23 protein-coding genes and 1 tRNA gene are annotated in these 26,889 nt (G+C 54.8%); 18 read left to right on the top strand and 6 right to left on the bottom strand.

Annotated features, from left to right (window positions below; translation table 11 throughout):
- Nucleotides 1-57: 57 nt before the first annotated feature.
- Together BBCT_RS07780 and BBCT_RS07775 are read right to left on the bottom strand one after the other, a co-directional pair.
- On the bottom strand, nt 58-2,676 hold the full coding sequence (locus BBCT_RS07780; protein ID WP_047750686.1) for an LTA synthase family protein: 2,619 nt from the start codon (nt 2,674-2,676) through the stop codon (nt 58-60).
- A gap of 252 nt (nt 2,677-2,928) precedes the next feature.
- Nucleotides 2,929-4,296, bottom strand: a complete 1,368-nt coding sequence (locus BBCT_RS07775) for an ATP-binding protein (protein ID WP_003834068.1) — start codon at nt 4,294-4,296, stop codon at nt 2,929-2,931.
- Nucleotides 4,297-4,468: 172 nt separating this feature from the next.
- Here BBCT_RS07775 and rfbB point away from each other — a divergent pair, with 172 nt between their 5' ends.
- From rfbB to BBCT_RS07750, 5 genes are all read left to right on the top strand, one after another.
- Entirely contained in the window at nt 4,469-5,518 is a 1,050-nt protein-coding gene (gene rfbB / locus BBCT_RS07770; RefSeq protein WP_172620124.1) for a dTDP-glucose 4,6-dehydratase, read from the top strand.
- A 420-nt stretch (nt 5,519-5,938) separates the two neighbouring features.
- Complete coding sequence (locus BBCT_RS07765; protein WP_003834074.1) at nt 5,939-7,174, top strand: ATP-binding protein; 1,236 nt, start codon at nt 5,939-5,941, stop codon at nt 7,172-7,174.
- 406 nt (nt 7,175-7,580) lie between these two features.
- Nucleotides 7,581-8,639, top strand: a complete 1,059-nt coding sequence (locus BBCT_RS07760) for a LacI family DNA-binding transcriptional regulator (protein WP_003834079.1) — start codon at nt 7,581-7,583, stop codon at nt 8,637-8,639.
- A 275-nt stretch (nt 8,640-8,914) separates the two neighbouring features.
- Nucleotides 8,915-9,871 carry a nucleoside hydrolase gene (locus tag BBCT_RS07755; protein WP_003834081.1) on the top strand — a complete coding sequence of 319 codons (957 nt, stop codon included), beginning with the start codon at nt 8,915-8,917 and terminating at the stop codon, nt 9,869-9,871.
- 119 nt (nt 9,872-9,990) lie between these two features.
- A complete protein-coding gene (locus tag BBCT_RS07750) occupies nt 9,991-10,971 on the top strand; it encodes a ribokinase (protein WP_033512735.1) in 981 nt (326 codons plus the stop codon).
- A 102-nt stretch (nt 10,972-11,073) separates the two neighbouring features.
- Here BBCT_RS07750 and BBCT_RS07745 read toward each other — a convergent pair whose 3' ends face one another.
- On the bottom strand, nt 11,074-12,087 hold the full coding sequence (locus BBCT_RS07745) for a ribose-phosphate diphosphokinase (protein WP_003833959.1): 1,014 nt from the start codon (nt 12,085-12,087) through the stop codon (nt 11,074-11,076).
- Nucleotides 12,088-12,352: 265 nt separating this feature from the next.
- On the opposite strand from BBCT_RS07745, the gene rpsF reads away from it, so the two are divergent.
- From rpsF to rplI, 4 genes are read left to right on the top strand one after another with little or no spacing between them, the layout of a single operon-like run.
- Nucleotides 12,353-12,640 carry a 30S ribosomal protein S6 gene (gene rpsF, locus BBCT_RS07740; protein WP_003810120.1) on the top strand — a complete coding sequence of 96 codons (288 nt, stop codon included), beginning with the start codon at nt 12,353-12,355 and terminating at the stop codon, nt 12,638-12,640.
- 56 nt (nt 12,641-12,696) lie between these two features.
- Nucleotides 12,697-13,356, top strand: a complete 660-nt coding sequence (locus tag BBCT_RS07735; protein ID WP_003833961.1) for a single-stranded DNA-binding protein — start codon at nt 12,697-12,699, stop codon at nt 13,354-13,356.
- 60 nt (nt 13,357-13,416) lie between these two features.
- Nucleotides 13,417-13,665, top strand: coding sequence for a 30S ribosomal protein S18 (gene rpsR / locus BBCT_RS07730; protein WP_003833963.1), 249 nt, complete (start codon nt 13,417-13,419; stop codon nt 13,663-13,665).
- Nucleotides 13,666-13,684: 19 nt separating this feature from the next.
- Complete coding sequence (gene rplI / locus BBCT_RS07725) at nt 13,685-14,131, top strand: 50S ribosomal protein L9 (RefSeq protein WP_003833965.1); 447 nt, start codon at nt 13,685-13,687, stop codon at nt 14,129-14,131.
- 133 nt (nt 14,132-14,264) lie between these two features.
- Here rplI and BBCT_RS07720 read toward each other — a convergent pair whose 3' ends face one another.
- Nucleotides 14,265-14,480 (bottom strand): hypothetical protein, encoded by a 216-nt coding sequence (locus tag BBCT_RS07720; protein ID WP_033512733.1) that lies wholly within the window; start codon nt 14,478-14,480, stop codon nt 14,265-14,267.
- Nucleotides 14,481-14,668: 188 nt separating this feature from the next.
- Between BBCT_RS07720 and BBCT_RS07715 the strand changes: the two genes are divergently transcribed.
- Both BBCT_RS07715 and BBCT_RS07710 read left to right on the top strand, forming a co-directional pair.
- Nucleotides 14,669-14,742: transfer RNA gene (locus BBCT_RS07715), tRNA-Lys, on the top strand.
- A 201-nt stretch (nt 14,743-14,943) separates the two neighbouring features.
- Entirely contained in the window at nt 14,944-15,672 is a 729-nt protein-coding gene (locus BBCT_RS07710) for an MIP/aquaporin family protein (protein ID WP_003833969.1), read from the top strand.
- Nucleotides 15,673-15,903: 231 nt separating this feature from the next.
- On the opposite strand, the gene BBCT_RS07705 is transcribed toward BBCT_RS07710, so the two are convergent.
- Nucleotides 15,904-17,007, bottom strand: a complete 1,104-nt coding sequence (locus tag BBCT_RS07705; RefSeq protein ID WP_033512731.1) for a glutamyl-Q tRNA(Asp) synthetase — start codon at nt 17,005-17,007, stop codon at nt 15,904-15,906.
- A 208-nt stretch (nt 17,008-17,215) separates the two neighbouring features.
- On the opposite strand from BBCT_RS07705, the gene BBCT_RS07700 reads away from it, so the two are divergent.
- From BBCT_RS07700 to clpB, 4 genes are all read left to right on the top strand, one after another.
- Nucleotides 17,216-17,623 (top strand): HTH domain-containing protein, encoded by a 408-nt coding sequence (locus BBCT_RS07700; protein ID WP_003833973.1) that lies wholly within the window; start codon nt 17,216-17,218, stop codon nt 17,621-17,623.
- Between the two features lie 225 nt (nt 17,624-17,848).
- Nucleotides 17,849-18,691 carry a YggS family pyridoxal phosphate-dependent enzyme gene (locus BBCT_RS07695; RefSeq protein WP_003833975.1) on the top strand — a complete coding sequence of 281 codons (843 nt, stop codon included), beginning with the start codon at nt 17,849-17,851 and terminating at the stop codon, nt 18,689-18,691.
- A gap of 129 nt (nt 18,692-18,820) precedes the next feature.
- The gene (locus tag BBCT_RS07690) at nt 18,821-19,642 is read left to right on the top strand and encodes a fumarylacetoacetate hydrolase family protein (protein ID WP_033512729.1); all 822 of its coding nucleotides are present in this window, start codon (nt 18,821-18,823) and stop codon (nt 19,640-19,642) included.
- Nucleotides 19,643-19,865: 223 nt separating this feature from the next.
- On the top strand, nt 19,866-22,571 hold the full coding sequence (clpB, locus tag BBCT_RS07685) for an ATP-dependent chaperone ClpB (protein WP_033512727.1): 2,706 nt from the start codon (nt 19,866-19,868) through the stop codon (nt 22,569-22,571).
- A gap of 154 nt (nt 22,572-22,725) precedes the next feature.
- Here the strand turns inward: clpB and BBCT_RS07680 are convergent, their stop codons facing one another.
- Nucleotides 22,726-23,574 (bottom strand): HAD family hydrolase, encoded by an 849-nt coding sequence (locus BBCT_RS07680; protein WP_003833981.1) that lies wholly within the window; start codon nt 23,572-23,574, stop codon nt 22,726-22,728.
- Between the two features lie 172 nt (nt 23,575-23,746).
- On the opposite strand from BBCT_RS07680, the gene rmuC reads away from it, so the two are divergent.
- The 3 genes from rmuC to BBCT_RS07665 all read left to right on the top strand — a co-directional run bounded on the left by rmuC (nt 23,747) and on the right by BBCT_RS07665 (nt 26,887).
- Nucleotides 23,747-25,078 (top strand): DNA recombination protein RmuC, encoded by a 1,332-nt coding sequence (gene rmuC / locus BBCT_RS07675; protein ID WP_003833983.1) that lies wholly within the window; start codon nt 23,747-23,749, stop codon nt 25,076-25,078.
- Between the two features lie 66 nt (nt 25,079-25,144).
- A complete protein-coding gene (locus BBCT_RS07670; RefSeq protein WP_003833985.1) occupies nt 25,145-25,795 on the top strand; it encodes a type I phosphoribosyltransferase in 651 nt (216 codons plus the stop codon).
- A 408-nt stretch (nt 25,796-26,203) separates the two neighbouring features.
- On the top strand, nt 26,204-26,887 hold the full coding sequence (locus BBCT_RS07665) for a TrmH family RNA methyltransferase (RefSeq protein ID WP_003833989.1): 684 nt from the start codon (nt 26,204-26,206) through the stop codon (nt 26,885-26,887).
- Nucleotides 26,888-26,889: the final 2 nt, after the last annotated feature.

The following is a 26,889-nucleotide window of genomic DNA, read 5'->3' as shown; positions in this document are numbered from 1 at the left end:
TGCATATGAAAATAGGGCCGCACAGACATTTCCTGTGCGGCCCTATTTTTCCGATTCCTATGGGACCTGTGTGAAATCCAAGTCCTTAAGGTAATTCTTGCCCACGGTCTGGTCATATTGAACCAGTTTGTAATCTTTGAGCAGCTCCTTTGCTTTAGCGCTTAAAGCTGTGGCTTTGATGTTGTTGCCATCATGATCCAGGTACGTCGCCTTGCCTTGCCCGATACCGCCGTTAGTGCCGATCACACGGCTCATTGCAGGGACTTCTTGTTGCAATTCCGTAAGCATCGCAAGATACGGTGATACCTTAGCGTTCATGTGTTCTGCAGCCAGCGGCATGAAATAGTTGGATGATGTGTACGCGGTGGTTGTGGGATTAACGTTCGTTCCATGGGAAGGCGAAGCGGAATTTGACCAAATGAAATAATCTGTTTCATGCAAAACGGTTTTATTGTTCTTGTTCATATCTGCCGTGTCGTAGATGCCGGGCAGATGATCTCCATAGAAGATAACGGTGATTGGCTTGTATATTTGGTCGAGCTGATTAAGGAAATCCGCCGTTTCCTGGTCGGTCCAGTTAATTCCTTTAGTGTAGGTATTGATATTCCAGCGTTCCCCATCAGATAAATCTTCTGAAATATTGGCGTCTGAAAACTCGTTATTGTCATAGTAATCGCCATAGGGCATATGGTTCTGCATGGTGACGAGTTGCAAGAACTGCGAGGACTTCGAATCTTGTTGCCTATCGAGCAGGTCAAGAATGCTCTGATACGCTTCGCTGTCACTCACATAAGGCGAACGGTCGATGCAACCGGTATGTTTCAGCGGAATTTTGCTATCAAGCGTGTACAGGTATGAGAAGCCAAACTTCCTGTAGTTGATATTCCTCAGATACATGCTTTGCTGGAACGGATGCACCGCAGTAGAAGCATTTTTCCCATACTTTTTCATCCAAATCTGGTTGAACGAATAAGGATCATTCTGGTTCGGCACCAATTGCTGGTACGGCACAATCAAAGAATCATTGAAATTCGCAAGATTCAAGCCGGTCAAAGCCTGATATTCGATATTCGCGGTGCCACCGCCGTAACCGGGGGACAGCATGAGTCCTGAAGTGGTCGTGTTTTTGATATTACGGATGTTCGGTATTGGATCGAGACTGAAAGAAACGCCCGGAACGCGAGTGGGGTCGGAGAAAGTTTCAGACAAAATCATGATGACGGTATTGTCCGTAAGCTCACCTGATCGGGTATGATTGATGGCTTGCGCCTCTTGCGCATATTTCTTAGCGAGAGACTGCATGGTTTTTTGACTGTAGTTGTCGGGTTTATCCATGGCCTTGACCTTTGACAGGCTAAGGAATGTGGTGGCAGGATTATTGGCTTGAGCATCACCTATGGCATTCCATAATTGGGGCTCGTAGCCATTATCTTTAGCCCATTTGTAGGTGCCTGAGCCGGGCGTGCCTAAACCTATGACATAAGTGCTCAGTAGCACAACGCTGAGTATTGCTGCGAGTATGCGGAAGACATTGCCAATGATGTTTTTGATGTTGGCAATGGGATGTCTCCATGAGCAATAAATGAAACGTCTGCGGCCGTCCAGAACAAAAAGAGCGAAGATGATAATTGCAAACCAAATTACGAAAGTAATTGCGCCATTAACGAACGCTTGGCTGGATTTCGGTACGAATGACATGATGCTGCCGGTGTCACCGCCTGAAATGAATGTCAAATCAGCGGGAATGATCGGTTCATTTCGCAGCTGGACTTTGATGCTGTTGGCGACTCCAAAAGCCGTAAGGGCAACGCCAAAAACAAGAGTGGCAATCCAGAATCGGTTCGTTACAAAAATTAACGCAAGATAGATTAAAGCCAGTCCCATAAAACTGACGAGACAGACGTTTTTCTGCTCAAGCCACATTTGACTGATGAATCTGGTGACTTGTCCGCCAACGCTTTGAAGGACTTTCGTCGTTTCGTCAATTTCAGTGCCCTTTTCATATTCGGGCTCGGAATACATTCCCCATTGAAGGAAAATGACTTCCGCTGAAGTGAGCAGGAAGAACACGATGGTGTAGAAGGCGTATGAGAACTTCATGCGCTTCTTCCAGAGTGCATATGCTTTCTTGAAGAATTTGATGATGAGCTGTACGGCTTTGAAGTTAGCGAAGGTATGCCATGCGGTCTTTACTGCTGTGGCAGCTGTGCGGATGGCGTGGCCGGTGGTTTTGGCAGCTTTTGCAACTGCATGTCCTGCGGTGGAGAGTGCTTTTGCCGTAGTGTGTACGGATTGTTTGCAGACCTCGATAGCCTGCATCAGAGGATGCTCGTTAGCTTGCGCGAGTTGAATTTCAGCAGATGGTGGGACTGAATGGGTACTGTCGTTCGTAGCTTCGTTAATGGCTTCGTCAATGGACTTGTCATCAGCTGTTTTTGGCAGATGGGGCGCATCGACTTTGGGAATGAAAACGCTTGCGTTATCGGAGATGGCGTGAATTGCTGATTTCTGCGTATACAGCTTTGAACCATGGTGACCTGAAAGGGCGGATGGAGCGCAAGCGTTGCTATCTTCGTCATTCGCAAGAGGGCGATACGCTCCGCCCGTAATCGGCTGCTTAGTAAGTTTTACGTATGAAGGCGCACAAGCGTGACGGTCGGGCGAGAAAATAGGCATCGTCGCATCCTTCAAAAAGATAGCCCCTTTATAATTGGAGGCTCTGTACAATTAAACCGGGTACATCTTAGTGTTCAGCTGTGGACGAACGAGTGTCTAGTAGATGTCTGAAGGGTAGCTGGACGGTTAACTGGGTGATGGGCAGCAAGCGGCAAACAGATCTGATGTTCAAGGTGGACAACATATGTGCGCGCAAGTGTTGAGCGTCATTCGCTGGTAGCGTACCAAAAAGCGCTGTCTGCGTGAAGCCTTCTACAGCAGTCCCGCCATGTAGATCGGCAGCTTGACCACGTCATTTTCCACGACCAGCGGTTTCGGATGCAGCACGTATCTGGTGCCGACCTTCTTATCGAATTTTGCCTTGAATTTGTCTAACGAGACCGTGCGGTAGCGTTTCGATGACTTGACCTCGATGGGGCTGACCCTGTACTTCATTGCCGCGTTCTCGTACGGTTCGACGATGAGGAAGTCGATCTCCATGCGGTTCGACGGGTCGTCACGATCGCTGCGCGAATAGAAGAACAGCCGGTGTCCGTTGGCCCGGAGAAGCTGTGCGACGACGTTCTCCGCGAGCATGCCCTCGTTGATTTCGATGCGTTCTAGGAGGATGTCCCGGTACAGGTTGCTTCCGGTCTGTTCCGAGTCGGCCAGGGCGAGAGTGGTGAGAAGTCCGGTGTCGGCGGCGTAGCATTTGACCGTCGAATGGTCCTCGCTGATGCTTAGCCCCACGCTCGGATCAGTGGAATTGAAGCAGTCGTTGGTGATGAACGCGTCGGAAAGCCAGAAGAAGGCGTCCTCGTAATCGCGGGTCTTCGCTTCCTTTCCCAGCGATGTGATGTTGAACTTCTTCTCTTTCTTGGAAAGCTGGCCCACCAGGTTGTCGAAGATGCGCGTGATGCGTATCCGGTCGCTGCCGCCATGTTTGGAGATGTCTTGCCTGTACAGTCGGAGGATGTTCCGTTTGACGTTGTCGACTTTGCTGAAATCATGGGTCTCGACGTACTTCGACACGGCCTGGGGCATGCCTCCGACCAGCATGTATTCACGGAATAGCCGCATGGCCTTCCTGTGCAGCGAATCGGGGAGCGGCCTGCGCTTCTTGAACGAGTCCGCGATGAGCGTGGACAGTGGCTTTTCTCCCAAAGCCCAGAGGAATTCATCGAAATCCATGGGATTTAGGCGGATCGACTCCTCCTCTGATGGAATGAGGATGTCCTTGACGTTTTCGCGGATGGAGACAAGCGACCCCGTCTCGATGTAGTCGTAACGCCCGTCAGCCACCAGCTGCTTGATGGCCTCGCGGGCCTTCGGATACAGCTGCACCTCGTCGAAAATGATGAGGCTATCCCTCCTGTGCAGTTCCACTCCGTAGAAGGATGACAGGTACATGAAGAACGCGTCGAGGTCGTTGCGCAGGTCGACGAAGTAGCCCAGCACGTCATCGGGGGCTTTCGAGAAGTCGACGAGCATATACGACGCATAGTTCCGTCGTCCGAATTCCTCCGCGATGGTGCTTTTCCCGACGCGCCGTGCGCCCTCGATGAGCAGGGCTGTGCTTCCTTGGGAAGAATCTTTCCAGGAAGCCAGTTTTTCGTACGCTTTTCGTTCGAAAGTCTCCATGTCTCACCGCCGTAAATACACCAAATCAAGGGTAATAACATGCTCAATTATACACCAAATCAAGGATAAGCGAAGTGCTATTTATACACCAAATCAAGGGTAACTGAGATACCACCGGTTGGGCTGCCGAATCTGCCATACGTAAGCCAGTTTGTGGAATCGCTTTATGTCTATGCCACCCTGCCGGTACCCTGAAATAGTGAGTAGTGAGATTTTCAAGCCGCGCAACATCATCGTGACCGGCGGATGTGGGTTTATCGGAGCCAATTTCGTGCGCTATGTGGCACATAACCATCCTGACGTGCACATAACCGTGCTCGACAAACTGACCTATGCCGGAAATCCGCAAAATATCGCCGGTCTTCCGCAATCGCAAGTCGAACTTGTGCAAGGTGATATTTGCGATGCTGTACTACTGGAACGTATCGTGTCTGGTCATGACTCGATCGTGCATTTCGCGGCCGAATCGCACAACGACAATTCCATCGCCAATCCTGAACCCTTCATCACAACAAACGTGGAAGGCACGTTCCATTTGCTTGAAGCCGCCCGTAAGCATGACGTGCGATTCCACCACATCAGCACCGACGAAGTGTACGGCGACCTCGCGCTCGACGATCCATGCAAATTCACCGAAAGTACGCCGTATAAGCCGTCTAGCCCATACAGTGCGTCGAAAGCGGCATCCGACCAGCTGGTGCGCGCGTGGGTTCGCACGTACGGGCTTCGCGCCACGATCTCCAACTGTTCCAACAATTACGGGCCGTACCAGCATGTGGAAAAATTCATTCCACGCCAGATCACTTCCATCATGGAAGGTGTGCGACCGAAACTATATGGCACAGGCGAGAACGTGCGTGACTGGATCCATACGGAAGATCACTCTTCTGCGGTGTGGGAGATTCTTACTCGCGGGCGGATCGGCGAAACGTACCTGATTGGCGCAGATGGCGAAATGAGCAATATTGCTGTAATGCGTATGATTCTGCGACTTATGGGATGTGCCGAAGATGCGTTCGACTGGGTGCGTGACCGTCCCGGGCATGATCGGCGTTATGCGATCGACTCTAGTAAGCTGCGTACCGAACTCGAATGGAAGCCTGTGCACACCGATTTCGAAGCCGGTTTGCAAGCGACCATCGCTTGGTATGCTGCCAACCGTGCCTGGTGGGAGCCCGCCAAAGCCGCCACCGAAGCCCGCTACCGCGCCCAAGGCCAGTAAAGCACGTCAGACGGGAGCGTTTTGTGACGGTGCGTCATGGTGGATGCGGCGCGGTCTGGCAATTGGGCTCGGTAAGTGGCGATTGGGAAATAACGTGCTGCAAGTAGTCGGCTTCGTCAGGAAATGGCTGCGAGAGCCGGATGCGCATTCTGGACTAATGACCCAGCTGTGAATCCAAGTCTCCCGAATCTGCCGTATATAAGCCAAATACGGTGCGAAAGTATATTTAACGGGGTCAAAGTTGTATCTTTGAACGACTTTGACCCCGTTAAATTGCTGTAAACAGGTAATAAGAGAACTTAAAGGTGATGATGGGGGTATAAAATCTGTTGTTGAGCATGTAAAATGAGCTTTTAACGGGGCAAAGTTGTTCTTTTGGGTAATTTTATCACCGTTAAAACCGTGATGATGGAGTAAAACATGCAAATGTATCGTCGAGAGCATTATCTAGCCAAGCTTCGTCCGTTCTATGACGATGTGGGACTCATTAAGGTGGTCACAGGCATTCGCCGTTGCGGAAAATCGAGTCTGCTGTGCAGCGTTATGGATGAGCTGCGGGAACGTGGCGTCGCGGAAGGCAATATCTGCTGCATCAATCTTGACCGTCGAGAATATCAAGGCGTGAACACTCCGGAAAAGCTTGATGCGGTCATTGAACATAGCCTGGGTAAGTCAGCTTCAACTCGTTACCTGTTCATCGACGAAATACAGAACGTGAAGGGGTATGAGGCCATCGTTAACGGATGGCGTGAAGAAGGCGACTGCTCGATTTTCATCACCGGATCCAATTCATACCTACTATCCGGCGAGCTTGCCACCAAATTGACAGGCCGCTACATTGAGCTGGAAATGTTCACCCTATCGTTCAGCGAATATCTCGGCATGCGTGAGTATCTTGGACTTCCCCAAAAGCCGGAGTCGCAGATTTTCCAAGAGTATCTCACCTATGGAGGGTTTCCGAAAGCGCTGGAATATGAGGATCTTGATGCGAAAGCCATGTATATCCAAGATGTCATAGGGCAGATCTTCAACAAAGACATAGCCGCACGCAAAGTGGTTCGTCACCGCGATACCTTCCAGCGTGTGCAGGACTATCTCATCAACAACTATGCCGCTCCCACGAATCTGTCGGGGATCGTCGATTATCTGAAACATGGCGAAGGCGTGACGGTCAAACGTGAGACTCTCGCGAACTATGTCCGGCTGTTGGAGAGTGCGAAGGTCCTCTACAAATGCCCGCGATTCGATTTGCGTTCGCGCAGGTCGTTGAGAGGAGGGGAGAAGTATTATCTTGCGGATCCTGGCATACGATTCGCACGTAACACTGATACGCGAATGAGTTACGGACCAGCCTTGGAAAATGCGCTGTACGTGCATTTGAGGTCGAAAGGCTACGAGGTGAGCGTGGGCATTATTGGTAAGCTGGAGTGCGACTTCATTGTGCGTAAGCGGGAACGGTACGCCTATGTGCAGGTGTCGATGAGTGTGCAGGATCCTAATGTTGAGGAGCGTGAATTCCGTCCGTTCACGAAGCTGGCTGACGGGTATCCGAAATACCTGTTCAGTTTGGACCCGCTGCCAATGCAACGCGACGGCGTAAGGCATCTCAACCTGATGGAGTTTCTACGCACGGACGGAGATCTCGACCTCTCATAGCGTTTGGTGGATGCTATTTCGCTTATATGTGGCAGATACGGTGCGAAAGCGCTTGTAACGGGGGCAAAGTTGTATCTTTGAACGACTTTGACCCCGTTAAACGCAGAGGCGACGGCTGCGAGCGCGATGGTGACCACTGCGATCACTGCGACGATGGCGATGGTTTTGCGCTGTCTCGCATTGTTTTTCTGCGTGGTTGGCCGCATTGCTGGTTCTTTTTTCTTGTGCGGCTTTCATTTTGGACAAACGTTGCGAGTGTACAAAAACACTTTCGAAAAACGATTTACCGGTGGAAATAGTGCGGATTATTTTGCTGTGAAAGGAATTTGTTTGTTGTTGCGATGCTGGGCGCGTCAGGTTTGCGTGGTATTTATGCTGGAGGGATAAACGTTTTAAGGGGGTTTGGATGGCGTATCGTGCGACACTGAAGGATGTGGCCGCTGCCGCAGGGGTGTCTGTGACGACGGTTTCGTTGGTGTTGAATAATCGTCCTGCTCGCGTGTCCGAGGAGAAGCGCAGGGTCATTGCCGATGCGGCGAAGAAACTGAATTATGTGCCGAATCAGAGTGCGCGAAGCTTGGTGACCAAGCAATCCCAGTTGGTGGCGTTGATTGTGCCTGATATTGAGAACTTGTTTTTCGCGGCGTTTGCCAAGTGCGTGGAGGATGAATGCGCTGCGCAGGGGTATTCGCTGATTGTGGCCAATTCCGATGATTCGCGTGCTACTGAGCATGAGTTGTTGCAGCGTCTTCCGGCTCGTGGGGTGGACGGTGTGATGCTGATTCCGGCGCGCGAGTCCTGTGCTGGCGATGCTGTTGGGCGGTTGCGTGAGGATGTGGCGCTTGTGTCGTGCCCTGTGGTGTTGATCGACCGTTTGACTCAGTGCGGTTGGTGTGATGCGGTTGGCTTTGATAATTATCTTGGCGGCCGTTTGGCTGCCCAGTATCTGTTGGAGGGTGGTCATACTCGTATTGGTATTGTCACCGGCGATATTGCGGAGTTGAGTGCCGCGGAGCGTCGTCGTGGTTTTGTGGATGCTATCGAGCAGTCGGGAAAGCATTTTGATTCTGCGTTGTGTGCTGAGGGGGATTACCGTTTCGGTAGTGGCTATCGTGCTGCTGATCAGATTATTGATGGCGGTGCGACTGCCGTGTTCTGCTGCAATGATGTGATGGCGCTTGGTTTTCGTCAGCGTATGGCGGAGCGCGGGTTGCGCGTTACTGAGGATATGCAGGTGATTGGTTACGACAATATTCTCAAGCGATTCGGGCTTGGTTGGCGTATGACCACCGTTGAACAGAGCGTGACTGATCTGGCTGCCGCTTGTTGGGATATGTTGCGTGGGCGGATTGATGTTTCGGTTCATACTAAGTCCGGTGTGGATTCGGTGGCTGCTCGTCCGTGGCTTTCCGATCCGCAGGTTGAGGTGCTTACGCCGAAATTGGTGCAGGCGGCCTGCTCGTAAACCGCCATTTTTAGGTGCTGCAGACCGGTAAAAAACGGGTGGCGTAGATTAATCTCGATATGCAGTGACATCAGTATCTCCAATATTCTGTAAATGTTGGAAATAAAGGCAACACGCCGTGCGTGTGGTGTCGAATTTGCGTTATTGATAAAACGCTTTATCATAAATCTTGTCAACGCACAATACAACCGAAGAATGTGTTCGATGTATAACTGACGGCGCACCCGTATGGTGGCGGACCGTCGTCAGGCTCGTCAAAGAGGAAAGGCACACACATGAAAAAGATGATTCTCGATCTTGATACCGGTGTTGATGACGCACTTGCCATTTCGTATGCCCTGGGAAGCCCGGAAGCCAAGCTGATCGGCATCACCGGTACCTATGGCAACGTGTTTGTCGAGCAAGGTGTGCGCAACGCATTGGCCGTGACCGACCTGCTCGGCCATCCGGAAGTCAAGGTGTATCAAGGTCTGCCGCACTCCAGCACCACCGACCACTTCGAAGTGCTGCCGATCTCCGCATTCATCCACGGCGACAACGGAATCGGTGACGTGGACATCCCTGATTCCAACCGTTCCGTCGAAACCGAATCCGCGGTCGACTTCATCATCGACGCAGTGAAGACCTACGGCAAGGATCTCGTCTACGTGCCGACCGGACCGATGACCAACATCGAAGCTGCACTGAAGAAAGCTCCGGAAATCAAAGACGAAATCGGCCAAATCGTGCTCATGGGCGGCGCGCTGACCGTACCTGGCAACTGCAACGCCTGCATGGAAGCCAACATTTCGCAGGATCCGGAAGCCGCCGACTACCTGTTCCGTTCCGGCGCTCCGACCACCATGATCGGCCTCGACGTAACCCTGCAGACCCTGCTCACCTATAAGGAAACCCAGCAGTGGCGTGACCTCGGCACCAAGGCCGGCAGGTTTCTGGCCGACATGACCGACTTCTACATCAAGGCCTACGAAACCACGTCCCCGCACTTGGGCGGCTGCGGACTGCATGATCCGCTCGCCGTCGGCGTGGCAGTGGACCCGACCCTCGTCACCACCCTTGACATCAATATGAAGGTCGACGTGGAAGGCCCGACCCGCGGACGTACCATCGGTGACGAAACCCGTCTGAACAATCCAGTCAAAACCATGAAGGTGGCAGTCGGCGTTGATGTGCCGCGCTTCCTGAACGAATTCATGACCCGCATCTCCGGACTCGCAACCAAAGCCGAATAAGCGTAACCGGCCAAACAATCGCATAAAACATCCTCAATATAAACAATGGAGATTTGTAAAATTGCGATTACTGAAAAATAATATTTCACAAATCTCCTTTTCATTTAAGGAAGACAAAGATGAGCGCGACTGAAGTTCTCTCTGCATTGGACCGCATCCACGGCATGGTGTCCGTAATCGGCTCGATGAATGCGGATTACACCGTTACCGCACAGCGTCTGCCAGGGCCGGGGGAGACCATCACCGGCGGTCCGCTGCAGCTGCTGCCAGGCGGTAAATCCGGCAACCAGGCGGCCGCCGCAGCGCGCATCGGCGCAACCGTGCAAATGTTCGGCGCGGTAGGCTCCGATTCCAACGCCGACTTCCTGCTGGGCGCCCTAGGTGAAGCTGGTGTGAACACCACGCATGTTCGCCGCGTGCCTGGAGCATCCGGTACAACCGTGATCACCGTGGACGCAACTGGCGAAAACACCATCGTCTACTCTCCGGGATCGAACGCGCAGGTCACTGTGGATTATGTGGAATCCGTGCGTGAGGCGCTGGTACGGTCTTCCGTGCTTGGCCTATGCTTGGAAAGCCCGATCGAAACAGTGACGGCCGCCGCACGCATATGCCACGAAGCGGGCGTGAAGGTGCTACTCAACGATTCGCCGTTCACTCCGTCGCTGCCGGCCGAACTAGTTGAAGCATCCGACATTCTGTTGGTCAACGAGCACGAAATGGCGCAGTTGCTTGGTATTGACGAGCCGGAAAACGACGATTGGGATGGTTTCGACTGGGGGCATGCGCTGGAAGCGATGCACGGATTCGGTTTCGAACAGGCGATTGTGACGCTCGGCGGTGACGGTTCGGTGGTATTGGATTCCACTTCGGCAACGCCGATTCAGCGGATAGCCCCCGTGCGGGTCAATGCGGTGGATACCACCGGTTGCGGCGACTCATTCATGGGCACGGTGCTCGCCGGTCTTGCCTCAGGTATGGCACTTTCCGAAGCTGCCGAACTCGCCTCGTACGTGTCCGCATATGCCGCCACTGGTTACGGCGCGCAGGCCTCCTACGGCAATGCCGCGCAAATTCGCGAGGCATATATCGGACGATAGCTAGATTTCTCTCTTTTCTCTCTTTAAGAAAAGGAAATAGAGTACATATAAAAAACTCGCCGACCGGGTGGTGGCGAGTTTTTATTTTGAAAAGATTACGAATCAGGCGTAGATGTTGCGCGGACGCATGTCTTCGGGCAAGCCGTTGAGCAGCGTGGAAACGGAACCGGATTCGAACACGGAGCGGATGCCGGCGGCCAGCAATGGGGCCACAGACAGCACGGTCATATTCGGAAGGCGCTTCTCTTCCGGAACCGGCACGGTGTCGGTAAGTACGATTTCTCTGGCGCCGCAATTCCTCAGGCGTTCCACGGCGGGACCAGACAGCAGGCCATGCGTGGCAACCAGCGTCACGGACTTCGCGCCGGAGTTGTTCAGTGTGCGCACAGCCTCGCAGATGGTGCCTGCGGTGTCGATCATGTCGTCAACCACCACGCAGTCGCGGCCTTCGACCTCGCCGATAATGCCATGCGCCTCGGCATGGTTCGGGCGAGTGGTGTCACGAGTCTTGTGAATGAAGGCGAGCGGCAGATTGCCCAGCTTCGCGGCCCACTGCTCGGAAACCTTGATACGGCCGGCATCCGGAGACACGATGGTGGTGTTCTCAAGCGGCATGTTGTTGCGCACATAGTCAAGCAGCACCGGAGTAGCGGTGAGATGATCGACCGGACCATCGAAGAAGCCCTGCTCCTGAGCGGCATGCAGGTCAACCGTCATAATACGGTCGGCACCGGCTGCGCGGAACAGGTCGAAAATCAGGCGGGCGGTGATGGGCTCGCGACCCTGATGCTTCTTATCCTGACGGGAATAGCCAAGGAACGGCGCGACCACGGTGATGGAACGGGCGGAAGCGCGCTTCATGGCGTCAACCATGATGAGCTGCTCCATGATCCACTTGTTAATCGGCTCGGTATGCGCCTGCATCACAAACGCGTCGGCACCACGCACCGGCTCGGTGTAACGCACATACATCTCACCGTTGGCGAAATCGTAAGCCGTGGTCTCAAGCACGTCAATTCCCAGGTATTTCGCGGTTTCATGGGCCTGCTCAGGGTATGCACGACCCGTCACCAAAGCCAGTTTTTTATCCGGAGTGCCTTCGAGAATCGCCGACATGCTTCGCCTTCCACAATTAGAGTCGCGTAAATACGGTATACCAACCGTACAAAAATAGCCGTATTCAATATAACAATGCGGGTGCCCATGACGCGCCTGTTTTGCGGAATGTGCGCGATTGTCGCTCGTCCAGCAGAAGGGCTATGCTGAACAGGTTGTCTGAATCGTATCTTTATACCCTTTTATATATAGATGCGTGAAGGCAGTACGCATACACACTCCTGCCATGGAAGGTCCATGGCCGATAGTCCGAAGGAGGTGGGTGATGTCTGCGCATAAGTACGAACTGATGTTCATTGCCGATCCTGAGCTGGATGAGCGCGGTCTGAAGAAGCTGACCGAGCAGTATCTGGAAACTGTCACCAAGGAAGGCGGTGCTGTCGAGAACATCGACATCTGGGGCCGTCGCAAGCTTGCCTACGAGATCGCTGGCAAGACCGAAGGTAACTACGTTGTGGTCAACTACTCCGCTGAGCCGGCCACCAGCGACGAACTCGATCGTCTGCTGAACCTGAACGAATCCGTCATCCGTACGAAGATTCTTCGCAAGTAAGTAATTCTAAGCTTTTCAAGCTGCAAAACAATAAGCTGCAAAGTAAGTAGGTAACGATGGCAGGCGAAACGATTATCACTGTGGTGGGTAACCTCACGGCTGATCCCGAAATCCGTACGGTTGGCAACGGCTCGTCCGTGGCCAGCTTCACGATTGCCTCCACTCCGCGCACCTGGAACCGTAATACGGGCCAGTTTGAAGATGGTCAGGCTTTGTTCATGCGCTGCTCCGCGTGGCGCGACATGGCCGAACATTGCGCGCAGAGCCTGAGCAAGGGCATGCGTGTGATCGCGCAGGGTCGTTTGCAGCAGCGTTCCTATCAGGCGAACGATGGTTCCCAGCGCACGGTTATCGAGCTTCAGGTCGATGAGATCGGTCCGTCCCTGCGTTACGCGACCGCCCAGGTCACGCGAACCTCCAATGCCAACGGTGGTAATTTTGCCGGCAATCGTGGCGGCAATGCTTTCGCTGGCGGCAACGGCGGGTTCAACAACGGTGGCTTCGCCGGCAATGCCGGTGGCTATCAGGGCGGTGCCGGGTATTCCGGTGGCGCTGGCTATCAGGGTGGGGCTACCGCTCCAGCCAATGCCGCGCCCGCCGTGCAGCCTGCTCCGGCATCGGATCCGTGGGGCAATTCGGATAATTCCGGTTCCTCATCGTTCGGTTCCTTTGGCTCCTCCGAATTTGGTGGAAGCAGCGACGAACCGGAATTCTGATCCGGCCCGGATCGCAGCTTAAAAGAAAAGCAATTTCCAGATTTTAAGGAGAACATCAAGATGTCACGCAAGAGGCCGCAGCCGCCGGTCAAGCCGTTTAAGAAGAAGCCGAATCCACTGAAGGCCGCTAAGGTCACCGAGATCGATTACAAGGACGTTGCCCTGCTGCGCAAGTTCATCTCCGATCGCGGCAAGATTCGTTCCCGTCGTATCACCGGTGTTTCCGTGCAGGAACAGCGCGAGCTCGCCAAGGCTATCAAGAACGCCCGCGAGATGGCTCTGCTGCCGTACGCCACTTCCGGTCGCTGATCTGAGAGAGGTTTGAACAATGGCTGAAGCTAAGGTTATTCTTACCAAGTCCGTCAATCACTTGGGTCACCCGGGCGACGTCGTGACCGTCAAGGCCGGTTACGCTCGTAACTACCTGATTCCGCAGGGCCTCGCCTTTGCTTGGTCCAAGAACGCTGCTGCTCAGATTGAGTCCATGAAGCGCGCTCGTCTGGCCAAGGCCGTCGCCACCCGCGAAGAGGCTGTTGCCGCCAAGGGTCTGATCGAGGGCTCCGTCGTTGAAATCGCTGCCAAGGTCTCCGAGTCCGGCAAGCTGTTCGGTGGTGTTTCCGCCGACAAGATCGCCATCGCTCTGTCTTCCAAGGCTGACGTCAACCCGAAGAACATCACCGTGGATCCGATCAAGACCACCGGCGAGTTCGCTGCGACCGTCGCTCTGCACCCGGAAATCACCGCTTCCTTCACCGTGAAGGTTGTCGCTGAGTGATTTCGGCCCCATTCATCGAGACTGCATTCGTTGCAGCCATGATGAATGACTTCAGACTGAGATACGTCTGAGCTTAAGCATGGAAAATCCCCCTGCACCAGCTGAAAACAGTTGTGCAGGGGGATTTTCATATCTAATCAGTAATGTAGCCACCGTCATCAAGCGTGACCGTGACCTTGCCATCCTTGTTGACCGTCAACGATTCCACACCATTGATATGCCCGTTCGGAATGATCGCATTATCGGTTTTGTCGACGCTGTTGGAAAGCAGCTTGCGCTGGTTTTTGCTAGCTTGAGGATCGGCAACGCTGCCGGCCTTAGGAAAATTGTGAAGAAATTGTAATTTCAAGTCTTGCCTGCGCTGGTCGAGTGGTGAATATGATGGTTGAATCGCGTTTTCCTGCGACTTTCGTAATATGCTGAAATCGTTGGAAAATAGCGGTTTTACAATCGCGACACGCCGAGAGTTGCATTCTTCTTGATTCTGAGTATATTTACTTCTCGTGCTCAGCGAGAACAAAACCTCGCAAGACCAACGCCCCTTTAGCTCAGTTGGTTAGAGCAGCTGACTCTTAATCAGCGTGTCCAGGGTTCGAATCCCTGAGGGGGCACAGATGAAGCCTTGGAACTCCGGTTCCAAGGTTTTTTTGTTTTCCGATTTCTGCATGGCCGTCCGGCAAGTCGCCGGCTTGTCGAAACTTTTTTGTGTTCGACTTCCAGTGTGGGGAGTAGTGTTGGACCCTGTTGTCCGCCGAGAGCGGAATTGACATCAATGTGATTCTTACAGAGAAGAAGCAATAGAGGAAACAGCAGTGGAATACTCGACTTTTGTCAAACTTGCGGCCGAATTCTTCGGTACCGCCATTCTGATGATCTTCGGCAACGGCGCTGTCGCGAACGTTGAACTGAAGAACACTAAGGGCCACCATGCAGGCTGGCTGAACATCGCCATGGGCTACGGCTTCGGCGTGATGTTCCCGGTGCTCATGTTCGGTGGCGTTTCCGGCGCGCACATCAACCCAGCCATGACCATCGCCCAGGCGGTGAACGGCCTGTTCGACTGGAACCTTGTGCTGCCGTACATCATCGCTCAGTTGCTCGGCGCCGCAGTCGGTCAGCTCGTGGTATACATCACCTACTATCCGCACTATAAGGACACCGAAGACGCCAACGCCATCCTTGGCACTTTCTGCACCACCGACGCCCACAACGATCGCGTGAACTACTTCGTCAACGAGTTCTTCGGCACCCTCGTGCTCGTGGTCGGCGCACTGTGCTGCCTGTCCCTGCCGTGGGGAGAGGAAGACCATGCTGCCGCATCCATCGTGGTTGGTTTCATCGTGTGGGGCCTCGTGACCTCCATGGGTGGTCCGACCGGTCCTGGCCTGAACCCAGCCCGCGATTTCATGCCGCGACTGCTGCACGCCATCCTGCCGATTCCATCCAAGGGCTCCTCCCGCTGGGACGAGGCTTGGATTCCGGTCGTCGCCCCGATTCTGGGCGCCATCGTCGGTGCGGCCATGTTTAAGCTGTTCGCCTGATCGCCTGCGGTCATCCGTGATTTGTTTGTCTGGCTGTCACATAAGTTGCGGTTGACCTATAGGAACTGACACGCAAAGCCTGTTTTCCTCGGAATTTTCCGGTTCAAGGGAAGCAGGCTTTTTGCATACCTACTATTGGCTGGTAGTGCTGCCGTGAACGAGATGTGCTGCCACCTGCGTGACAGCAGGATAAGACTGCGGAGTAAGCGGAAATAAGACTGCGGAACGTGGCTACAGGCCGAAATACGCGTTGAACTCGTTTTGATCGAGCACACGATCCGAAGTATTGGCGCGGATGGCGTCCCAGCTGAATTCGCCAAGCGCTTCGGCCGCGCTCATGGGCTGTGGTTCAGTGTGTTCGCAGTCTCCTTGCAAGCCGAGTAGCCATGCGCAATAGCCGATGATCTGTTGCGCGGTGACGCCGTGCGCCGTGAGAATACCGAGGTCGAGCGAGCGTTCGCGTTTGGCGAGACGTTGCCCGGCCGCGTTGTCGATAAGGGGCAGATGCGCGTATGAGATGGTTGCTTCGGCGGGTTCAGAAGGCTGGAATCCCGCGGAGATAAGGGCTTTGCGGATATAGATCTGCAAAGCGCTTGAACGAAGCAGGTCGCGACCGCGCACAATGTCGGTGATGCCCATGTCAAGATCGTCCACGGTGACGGCCAGCTGATAGGAGTATATACCGTCCGATCGGCGGACGATGGTGTCGCCGATGTCTTGGACGAGGTTGTAACGCTGGTTGCCGAACACTTCGTCATGAAAGGCGATGGTGGTGTCGGTGGTGGCGATGCGCAGCGAATGGCGATCGCCGTTAGCGAGACGTTGCTTCACGCGCTGCGGGTCGTTGGCGATGAGTCGGTGGCATGTTCCCGGATATACGGTGAAACGGTCGCCTTCCTGCGGCGCCGACGCGGCGCGGATATCGGCGCGCGAGCAGAAGCAGGGGTAGATGAGCGGCGTTGTGCCGGGGGTATTTGTGGTGTTGCTTGCGGTAGCGCCGTAGGAATCGGAATCGTTGGAACTAATGCCGATAGTGTTAATAGTATCGCTGATTTCGTCAATGTTGAGGTTGCTGAGAAGATTGAGCGCTTCCTGATATAGGGTGTGTCGCGTTGATTGGAATACTGGTTCGCCATCCCAGTTGAGACCGAGCCAGTCGAGGTCGTGCATCATGGTTTCGGCGGCGTTGGGAACGACTCTCGGCTCATCGATGTCTTCAATGCGCAATCGTATGGAATCGCCTGTTTTGCGGGCGGAAAGCCACGCTCCAAGCATGGCGTAGACGTTGCCGATATGCATGCGGCCTGATGGGGTGGGTGCGAATCGGCCGGTCATGGTGACTCCTTTGATGCATCGATGGTGACAGTACGTAACTGTACCTTCTGGGGTTCGTTCAGGTTCAGCGTAGGGCGATTCGGGTGTCGCAAACCCCCATACCATCGCGTGTAAGGTGGTAGTATATGCCGTTCTGGTACGTTCGTTTGCGAAGGTAATCTGCGAGCGTGGAAAAGGTATTCCGTTTTGTCGGGTGAATGGGGTCGATATGACGAAAAGGCAGTTTAGCAATACGGAGGTCGAGTATCTTCGTGCGTTGCCGGCGGTTGAGTCGGTTACACCGAACAGGATTACGTATTCGCGTGATTTTCAAATCAGCTGCATGCGCAGATATTTGGATGGCGAGAGACCGAGTTCGATTTTCACGTCGGCTGGATTGAGTCCTGCGATTGTCGGTCGCAAGCGTGTCGAACGTAATATCGCGCGCTGGAAGGCGGATTCGGATATCATGGCCGCTGCGAAAATCGGAGGTTCGTCGGGGTCGTTGTCTTCCGAGACGCGCGAACGACTGGTGTCCGTTCAGCTGGGGCAGATTCGGTCGTTGATGTGTCAGGTGCTTGAACTGAAGGATCGTATAGACGCTTTGGAACGTCAATTGAAAAAAATACAGGTATGAAATGCGATAGCTGAAAAAAATTAAAGAAAAAATTTTTTCGGCGCGTGTTTAATAAATCTTGCATATAGTGATTGTCGGACGGTGTCTTTGAAGTCCCCCTTCTACTGCCGTCTGTTTTATTGGCCCGTGCGAATATCGGTCGTTTTATCACTTCACTTCAGACCGTCGTACGGGCTTCTTCTTACTCTGGTAGAGGTAGTTGGGATTGAACATAAGAGGCTGAATATGACCGCATACATGGATCATAAGAATCTTGCCAATGAGGTGATTGACGACGTGCGCGCCGTGCAGATCGCCGATGGCGTGCATCGCGTGTTGGATCGTATCGCGTCGGCCGAGCAACATGCCGGTCGTGACGCGGGTTCCGTGCGCCTGCTTGCTGCTACGAAGACGCGCGATGTGGGCGAGATCATGGCTGCAATCGACGCGGGCGTGCGCATGATTGGCGAGAATCGTCCGCAGGAAGTGACGGCGAAGGCCGAAGGATTGATGGCACGTTGTGCGGAACGCGGGTTTGCGTTGGGTGTTGCCGGCGATTCCGGCATCGCGTCCGCTTCAGGCGATTCCGAAGTCGCTTGCGAGCGCATTCCGTTCCATCTGATCGGCCAGCTGCAAAGCAACAAAATCGGCAAGGTACTGCCGGTCGTCAACGCTATCGAATCGGTTGATTCCCTTGATTTGGCGGAAAAAATCTCACGTAGGGCGGTGGCGCGCGGCGTCACCGTGGGCGTGCTGCTGGAAGTCAACGAATCGGGCGAGACATCGAAATCCGGTTGCAGTCCGGCGTATGCCATTCGCATCGCGCAGAAAATCGGCACATTGGACGGGCTTGAATTGCAGGGGCTGATGACTATTGGCGCGCATGTGAGCGATGAAACTGCCATTCGCCGGGGATTTGAACATCTGCGTAGAACCCGCGATCGTATTCTCGCATCGGGGGAGCCTGGCACGCAGTCCTGCCGTGAACTGTCGATGGGTATGACCGGCGACATGGAACTCGCGATTGCGGAAGGATCCACTATCGTGCGCGTCGGCACTGCGATTTTCGGCGAGCGTGCTTTTATCTGACGTTTTCTTCCTGTGACGGGCCTTCGCATGATGTGATGGCCCGTTTTTTTTTTCGATGTTTTTGATTGTCGGGCGTTGCATGTCGATGATATGGACGATTCGACGATTGTTGCGGGTAGACTGGCAAGCATGAGAATCGCACGTTTTTCGCATAATGATGTACCGCAATACGCTTTCGTGCAGACCGACGAAAGCGACGGCAAAGACTATCTCGTAGCGCTTGAGGGGCATCCTCTGGCCGGTGCCGGTGTGAAGCCGACCGGCGAGCGTTTTCCGGTGGATGGCGATGGCATTCGTCTGCTCTCTCCGGTGATTCCGTCGAAGGTGTATGGCCTGGCCAAGAATTATGAGGCGCACGCGCAGTTCATGCATGAAGCCGGCCATTCCGACATCAAGCATGCTCCGGAAGACATGGTGATTTTCTCCAAGCCGAGCACGTCGGTGATTGGTCCGGATGATCCGATCGTGATTCCGTCATATTCGAACGACATGAATTTCGAGCCGGAAGTGGCCGTGGTGATGGGTCGTATCGCCAAGAACGTGCCGGTCGAACAGGCCATGGACTATGTGCTCGGCTTCACCTGCGTGAATGACGTGACATTGCGCGACCTGCAGGGGCTCGACCCGATGTGGACGCGTGCGAAGGGCTTCGACACGTCCTGCCCGCTCGGCCCGTGGATCGTGACCCGTGACGACTTGGATTGGAAGGATGCGAAGATCTCCTTCACGTTGAATGGCGAGGATGTCGAGCTGGCTTCCGGCACCACGGCGAACCTGATTCACAGCATTCCCGAGCAGATCGCCGCGATCTCCAGCTTCACGACGCTGCTGCCGGGCGATGTGATTCTGACGGGCACTCCGAACGCTTCCGGCCATCTCGATCCGGGCGACGAGGCGATCGTGCACGTCGAAGGCATTGGCAGCCTGCGCAATGTGGTAGTGCGCGGCTGATTGTCGATTGGCATATTGCGGATATGAAGGCTGTCACCTTTCGTGGGTGGCGGCCTTTCGTTTTTTTTTACGACTTTTCGTTCGGTGAACAAAAGTTGAGTGTTGCGGACTCAACTTTTGGGAATAGAATGGTGGTGAAGTTGGTTGAGCATATCAGACAACGACATATGCGCCGACGTAACCGTGCGAAAACGGACGTTCGACGCGAACCATGGAGGATGATATGGAACAGAAGTTCACCACACTGGCGCAGGAAGCCATTTCCGACGCCGTGCAGAATGCGTCGGCCGCAGGCAACGCGCAAGTCGAAACCCTGCACCTGCTTGACGCGCTGCTGCGTCAGGAAAACGGCGTGATTCGCGGACTGATCGAAGCCGCGGGTGGTAACGCGCAGAACATCAGCGCAGCCGTGCACCAAGCGCAAGACGAGCTGCCGAGCGCCAGCGGATCGACCACCGCACAGCCACAGGTCAGCAGGCAACTGTCCGCCGTGCTTGCGCAAGCGGGCAAGGAAATGCATCAGATGGGCGACGAATACGTCTCCACCGAACATCTGCTCATCGCCATCGCAGCGGCAAAACCAAACCAAAGCGCGCAAATCATGGAACAATACGGCGTGACCGCTGACGCGTTACGCAAAGCCGTGCCATCGATTCGAGGAGGCGCGAAAGTGACCAGCCCCGACGCTGAAGGCTCGTATAAAGCCCTCGAAAAATACTCGACCGACCTGACTGCGGCCGCGAAAGAAGGCAAACTCGACCCGGTGATCGGCCGCGATCAGGAAATCCGCCGCGTGATCCAGATCCTGAGTCGACGCACCAAAAACAACCCGGTGCTGATCGGCGAGCCGGGCGTGGGCAAAACCGCCGTGGTGGAAGGCCTCGCACAGCGCATCGTCGCCGGCGACGTGCCGACAACCTTGCAAAACAAGAAGCTTATTTCGCTTGATTTGGGCTCCATGGTGGCCGGTTCGAAATACCGCGGCGAATTCGAGGAACGCCTGAAGAGCGTGCTGCAGGAAATCAAGAACGCCGACGGGCAGATCATCACCTTCATCGATGAGATCCACACCATCGTTGGCGCGGGCGCAGCCGAAGGATCCATGGACGCGGGCAATATGCTCAAGCCCATGCTTGCGCGCGGCGAACTACGCCTGATCGGCGCCACCACGCTCGATGAATACCGAGAGAATATCGAAAAGGACCCGGCGTTGGAACGTCGTTTCCAGCAAGTGTTCGTAGGAGAGCCGAGTGTTGAAGACACCATCGCCATTCTGCGCGGCATCGCGCCGAAATACGAAGCCCACCACAAGGTGACCATCGGCGACGACGCGCTCGTGGCCGCGGCAACGCTGTCGAACCGGTATATTTCCGGCCGTCAGCTGCCAGACAAGGCCATCGATCTGGTGGACGAGGCCGCATCGCACCTGCGCATGGAACTCGACTCCTCACCTGAGGAAATCGATGAACTGCAACGCCAGGTCGACCGACTCAAAATGGAGAAATCATACCTGCTTGGCAATCCGAAAGACGATGCCGCCGCAAGCAAAGCCGAAAGCGAGCTTGACGAAAGCGCCAAGGAACGTCTCGACGACCTCAATAAGGAAATCGCAGACAAAAGCGAAAAACTCAACGGTCTGAAAGCACGCTGGGACGCCGAAAAGAACGGACACAACCGCATCGGCGACCTGCGCAAGAAGCTCGACGAACTGCGCACCCAAGCTGAACGGTACGAGCGCGAAGGCGATCTGGCGAAATCCTCCGCCATCAACTATGGCGAAATTCCGGCCATCCAGAAGGAGATTGCACAAGCCGAACAAAACGAGGCGGCGGCCAAGAATGGTACGGCCGGCGTGGCTGGCGACGACGGCGCGGCGGATGACATTCCGATGGTGCCGGACCGCGTCGACGCCGATTCCGTGGCCGAAATCGTGTCCGACTGGACGGGCATTCCCGTCGGCCGCCTCATGCAAGGCGAAAACGAGAAGCTGCTGACCATGGAAGATTATCTCGGCAAACGTGTGATCGGCCAGAAAGAAGCTATTCAAGCTGTTTCTGATGCGGTACGCCGCTCGCGTGCGGGCATTTCCGACCCGAACCGCCCGACAGGATCGTTCCTGTTCCTTGGACCGACCGGCGTGGGCAAGACGGAGCTAGCCAAGGCGCTCGCCGACTTTCTGTTCGACGATGAAAAAGCCATGGTGCGCATTGATATGAGCGAGTACATGGAGAAGGCCTCCGTGTCTCGTCTAATCGGTGCTGCGCCGGGCTACATCGGCTATGAGGAGGGTGGCCAGCTGACTGAGGCCGTGCGTCGCCGCCCATATTCGGTGGTGCTGTTCGATGAGGTTGAAAAGGCCAATCCTGAAGTGTTCGACGTGCTGTTGCAGGTGCTCGATGACGGCCGCTTGACCGACGGGCAGGGCCGAACCGTGGACTTCAAGAACACGATTCTGATCATGACCTCCAACCTTGGCTCGCAGTTCCTGGTGAACACCGAACTGGATGACGAAGCCAAGAAGAAGGCCGTGATGGACGCCGTGCACATGCAGTTCAAGCCGGAATTCATCAACCGCTTGGATGAACTGGTCATGTTCCACCCGCTTACGCGCGAAGAGCTCGGCGGCATCGTGGACATTCAGGTGGCGCAGGTTTCGGCCCGCTTGGCGGATCGCCGCATCAAGCTGGATGTTACCGATTCGGCGCGCGATTGGCTCGCCAACACCGGTTACGATCCGGCGTATGGCGCTCGCCCGCTTCGTCGTTTGGTGCAAACCGAAGTCGGAGACCAGTTGGCGCGCATGCTGCTGGCTGGCGAAGTGCACGACGGCGACACCGTGCTTGTGGACCAGACTGGCGGCGACCATTTGGAGCTTTCCTCGTGGGCGCCGGGGCAGATCGACGACGATTTTTCGGCGGAAGCTAAGTGACGTTCGGAGTCAGTCGGCTGATCGGTTTGGCCTGACTGACTGTCGATTGGCCGAGTCGCGAAAACGGTCTAACCGTTGACGGTGGGCGGACTGCGCGCATGCGGGTCCGCCCATTTTTCGTGCGACTGCGCGATTTTCTTTTTTGAAAACCGTTTTACCGTGACGGTAGGCGGTCATATGCCTGCAAAACCAAGCCTGCGACCGTTAAAACCGTCGCGCCGATCAACACGGCAATCGCAAGCTTTGGCTGAAGCCCGAAAATCAGCCACAAAGCGAACGTCCACACCGCGATGACCATCGTCATGGTTGCGGTAATCTGCGTTACCCGTGTGCGAATCTCATATGTGATGTTGGCCTGGATAAGCGTATCCATGCTTTGCTGTGCTTCTTGTGTTTCTTGCGATTGCGCGATCGGAATATCGCCTTCCGATGCTTTCTTCGCCATGGGAGGTTGCTCGATCAGCGAAATCGCAAGTGACAGCACGGCGACCATGCTTGCGAAAGCGAAATATTGATTGTGTGACCCTGCGGGGATAATCCATGACACCACGCACGCCAGCAGGCTGTAGACGTACACGACGGTCATGGCGAGCGATAGCAGCGAATCCGCGTTGGGCGTGCGGTTTCTCAGGGCGGCGGTACCGCGGTTGTGCATCGGCGCGGCGCAATAGAACATGACCGGAGTGGCGATGATGGCGTGCAGCCATGGATTGGTCAGCCAGTGGGGAAGTGTGATGCCGCCGAATGTCAGCATAGTTACGGTGAATGTGGGAATGATCAGTATGGTTGAGATGGCGAGACGCTTGGCGATGTCGCTTCGGTGTGTTTCGCCGGCTTCCTCGTCTGGATTTTCGGTGTGATTCTCGGCGGGCTTTTCATCGGTGATGCGCTGGCAGGAGGGGGCTATGCCATCGTTTTCGCTTAGGAATAGCCTGAGGATGGCCCAAGTGGCCACGGCCGCCGCAACAATCGCCGCCACCGTCATAAACAAATCGAATCCCATGCGTTTCCGAACCCCCGGATTGCCTCTTGAATGCCTCTCGAATATTCAGCGTGCTCGCGTTGCCGCATGTTCGTGAGCATGCTTTCGGCTCCAAGCATAATGCAGCTGGACGCGGATGTCTTGCGATTTTTGATCTTCCAAGATGTCTTGGGCATGCTGTTATATAGAACATATGTTCGACAATCCTGTGTTTGTGGTGATTCTTCTGGTGGTTATGGCCGCGCTTGGAGCCGCGGCCGGCTTTTTTGCGGGCCGTTCCAAAGGGCAGGAAATGGCCCGTGATGCGAAAACCGCCGATCTTAACGAGGCGAAAGCGCAGATCGAAGCTGATCGGCAGGAAATCAGCGAATTGTCCACATCGGTGACCCAATACCGCACGCAGGCGGAAGGGTTAGCCCAACAGTTGACCTATCTCAAATCGCAGCTCGCGCAGGCCCAGCGGGCCGAACAGGAACGTGTGGAGCGTGAGCGTGAGCGTGCCGCGGCCGAAGCGGAACGCAAGCAGGTCGAAAACGAGCGAAAACTGCAGGAGCAGAGCAAGGTATTATCCGCGCTCGCGCCCGTGCAAAAGAATCTTGATGCCCTACAGCAGAAGGTTTCGCAAATCGAAGAGGGTCGCAAGCGAGAAATGGGTGCGCTTGGCGAGCAGCTCAAGGGTCTTGGCGAGCAGCAGGCCCGTCTTGACCGCGAGACCAACGCCTTGTCGTCCGCATTGCGCAACAACAAGGTACGCGGCGCGTGGGGTGAGGCGCAGTTGAGGAATATCGTGGAATCCGCCGGGCTGCTGGAACATGTGGATTTCGATACGCAGGTGGTCGTCACTGATGCGGACGGTCGCACGCAGCGTCCGGATATGATCATCCACATGCCGGGCGGCAAAACCATTCCGATCGATGCGAAGGCCCCATATGCCGACTATCAGAAAGCGTGTGAAATTCCCGATACCGCCACGCCTGAGGAGTTGGCACGAAAGTCGGAATTGCTGCATGCGCATGCCAAGGCGGTGCGCGAGCATGTGAAAACTTTGGGCGACAAGGCTTATTGGAATGCGTTCGCCGACGCGCCGGACTTCGTGATCGCCTTCATTCCCAACGAATCCTTGCTGCAGGCGGCTTTGGAAACCGATCCGACGCTGATGGACGACGCGTTTGCGCGCAAGGTTGCTTTGACTTCGCCGATTACTTTATGGGCGGTGCTGAAGTCCGTGGCGTACGCATGGCAGCAGCAAAGCCTGACCGATGACGCAAAAATGCTGTTCGACCTGTCTCGCGAATTGTATGAACGGTTCGCCGTGCTCGGGGACCGTGCCACCAAGCTGGGATCCGCCATCACCAAAACGGTCGGTGCCTACAATGCGTTCGCCTCGTCACTGGAATCGCGCGTGCTGGTCACCGCACGCAAGCTGCAGCGCGTCGACCAGAGCAGAATTATCGAACCCGTGAACATGATCGCGCCCGAAAAGGCCGATGTCCGCGAACTCACCGCTCCCGAAACCAGTGCATAGTAACCTTTGCCTGATACGTGTCGGTATGAGGTAAGGTTTGACGAGCCGAAAGGATAGGCTAGGAACATGACCGAAGAGAAGACTTTCCGTAAGACCAAGTCGGTTGCTGCGACTGCCGATGCTCCCGCGCATAGCGACATTGATTTCACCATGCTTGAGCCGCGTGACCAGCTGAAGTCGCTGTTGCAGGCTGAAATGGCCGACAAGCCATTCTCGGAGCTTTCCTCCGTGCTGTTCGACCATCGTGGCGCTTCGATCGTTGGGCATATCCTGTTGGATACGTTGGAAGAGGCCGGTTATTCCGTGGACGATTTCGACGCGGTGGGTGCGTTGACCGCGGCCGCGGTTCCGCTGGTGTCCGCCATGATTCAGGCGGCCGCTTCGCGTGGGGAGAACCTTGACGGTTTTGTGATGGATTTCGTGTATCCGTCCATCAAGGGGCCTTCGATCACAGGCAAGCGCGTGATTTTGCTGGATTCTTGGTTGTCTGAAAAGTCGTATGTGCAGACGTCCTCGTTGGTTACGTTGCGCAATGGCAACGAGCTGAGCCTTGACTTCTCCGTGGTGAAAAACGAGGGCGCTAAAGTGCTTGCCGTCGCATCGCTGATTGGTGGCGTCGATATGGCGTCGCCTTCTATCAAGGTCATCAATCCGGTTGACGGAAGCGAATCCGATCTGCCGTTTGTGGAAGTATTCAAGGAATCGGAACTTCACTAAGTGTCGCAATACTAAGTATCGAAGTTTCGCGGCTTTTCGGTTGTATTTGGTGGTTCGATGACGCTAAATATCGTGTTTCACGGAACGTTTCACGACTTTGCGTCTGGTTGAATCGATTAATGAGTTGTGAGGAGGAATCGCGTGCATCAGCCTAATCCCATCGATATTGCAGCGAAAGCATCCGGAGAGCCGGTCTTTCGTGAAGTGGGCGTAGGGCCGTGGGCTGAAACGCATCTTGGCGAGCCCCGTCCGGATGATCCGCAATCGCCGAATTATGACCGTCGATTCGATTCGTCTCTGCTTGACGAAGGTGATCGCCGCAACGTGCTTGACCGGTATCGTTACTGGACGGTTTCGGCCATCAAAGACGATCTTGATGCTCATGGTCGCCATGATTTTGAGGTTGCCATGGAAAACTGGACGCATGATTTCAATATCGGATCGATGGTGCGCACTGCCAACGCATTCCAGGCAAAACGCGTGCATATCGTCGGTCCGCATAAGTGGAATCGCAAGGGCGCGTTGATGACGGAACTGTATCAGCATGTCGAAAACCACCCTTCCATAACCGAACTGGTTGAATGTTGGAAACTGCGCATTGCCGGAGAAATCGCGGCGGCGCAATCGCAAGCCTCCGCAATCGCATTACATGTGCACGAAAATGCGGAAAGTGGGCACGGTGCCGGTACGAACGATGCCGTTTCGCTGAATGAAGGCCGTGTTACTGAGTGTGCTCCATCTGGCATGTCAATGGATGTTCCAGCCGCAAGTGGGGCTGAAAATGGGAACAAGCTGGCCTATATGACGGAGCTGGCGGCGATCGATCAGCGCATTGCTGAGTTGAAGGCTGCGCGGGTGATTGCGCTTGACATCATTCCGGGTGCGGTGCCGATGGAAACGTATTGCTTCCCGAAGCGATGCCTTATGTTGTTTGGCGCGGAAGGCCCGGGACTGTCCGAAAAGGCGCTTGAGCTGGCGGATGACGTGGTCTACATTTCCCAATTCGGTTCGGTGCGTTCCATTAACGCCGGAGCTGCCGCTGCGGTTTCCATGCATGCTTGGATTGCCCAGCACGCCGCACCCCAGTCCTGACC

It is taken from the genome of Bifidobacterium catenulatum DSM 16992 = JCM 1194 = LMG 11043, from assembly GCF_001025195.1.
In the GTDB taxonomy this organism is placed as follows: Bacteria; Actinomycetota; Actinomycetes; order Actinomycetales; family Bifidobacteriaceae; genus Bifidobacterium; species Bifidobacterium catenulatum.
Note: the sequence above shows the minus strand (reverse complement) of the source record. Positions and strands in the feature narration are given on the sequence as shown.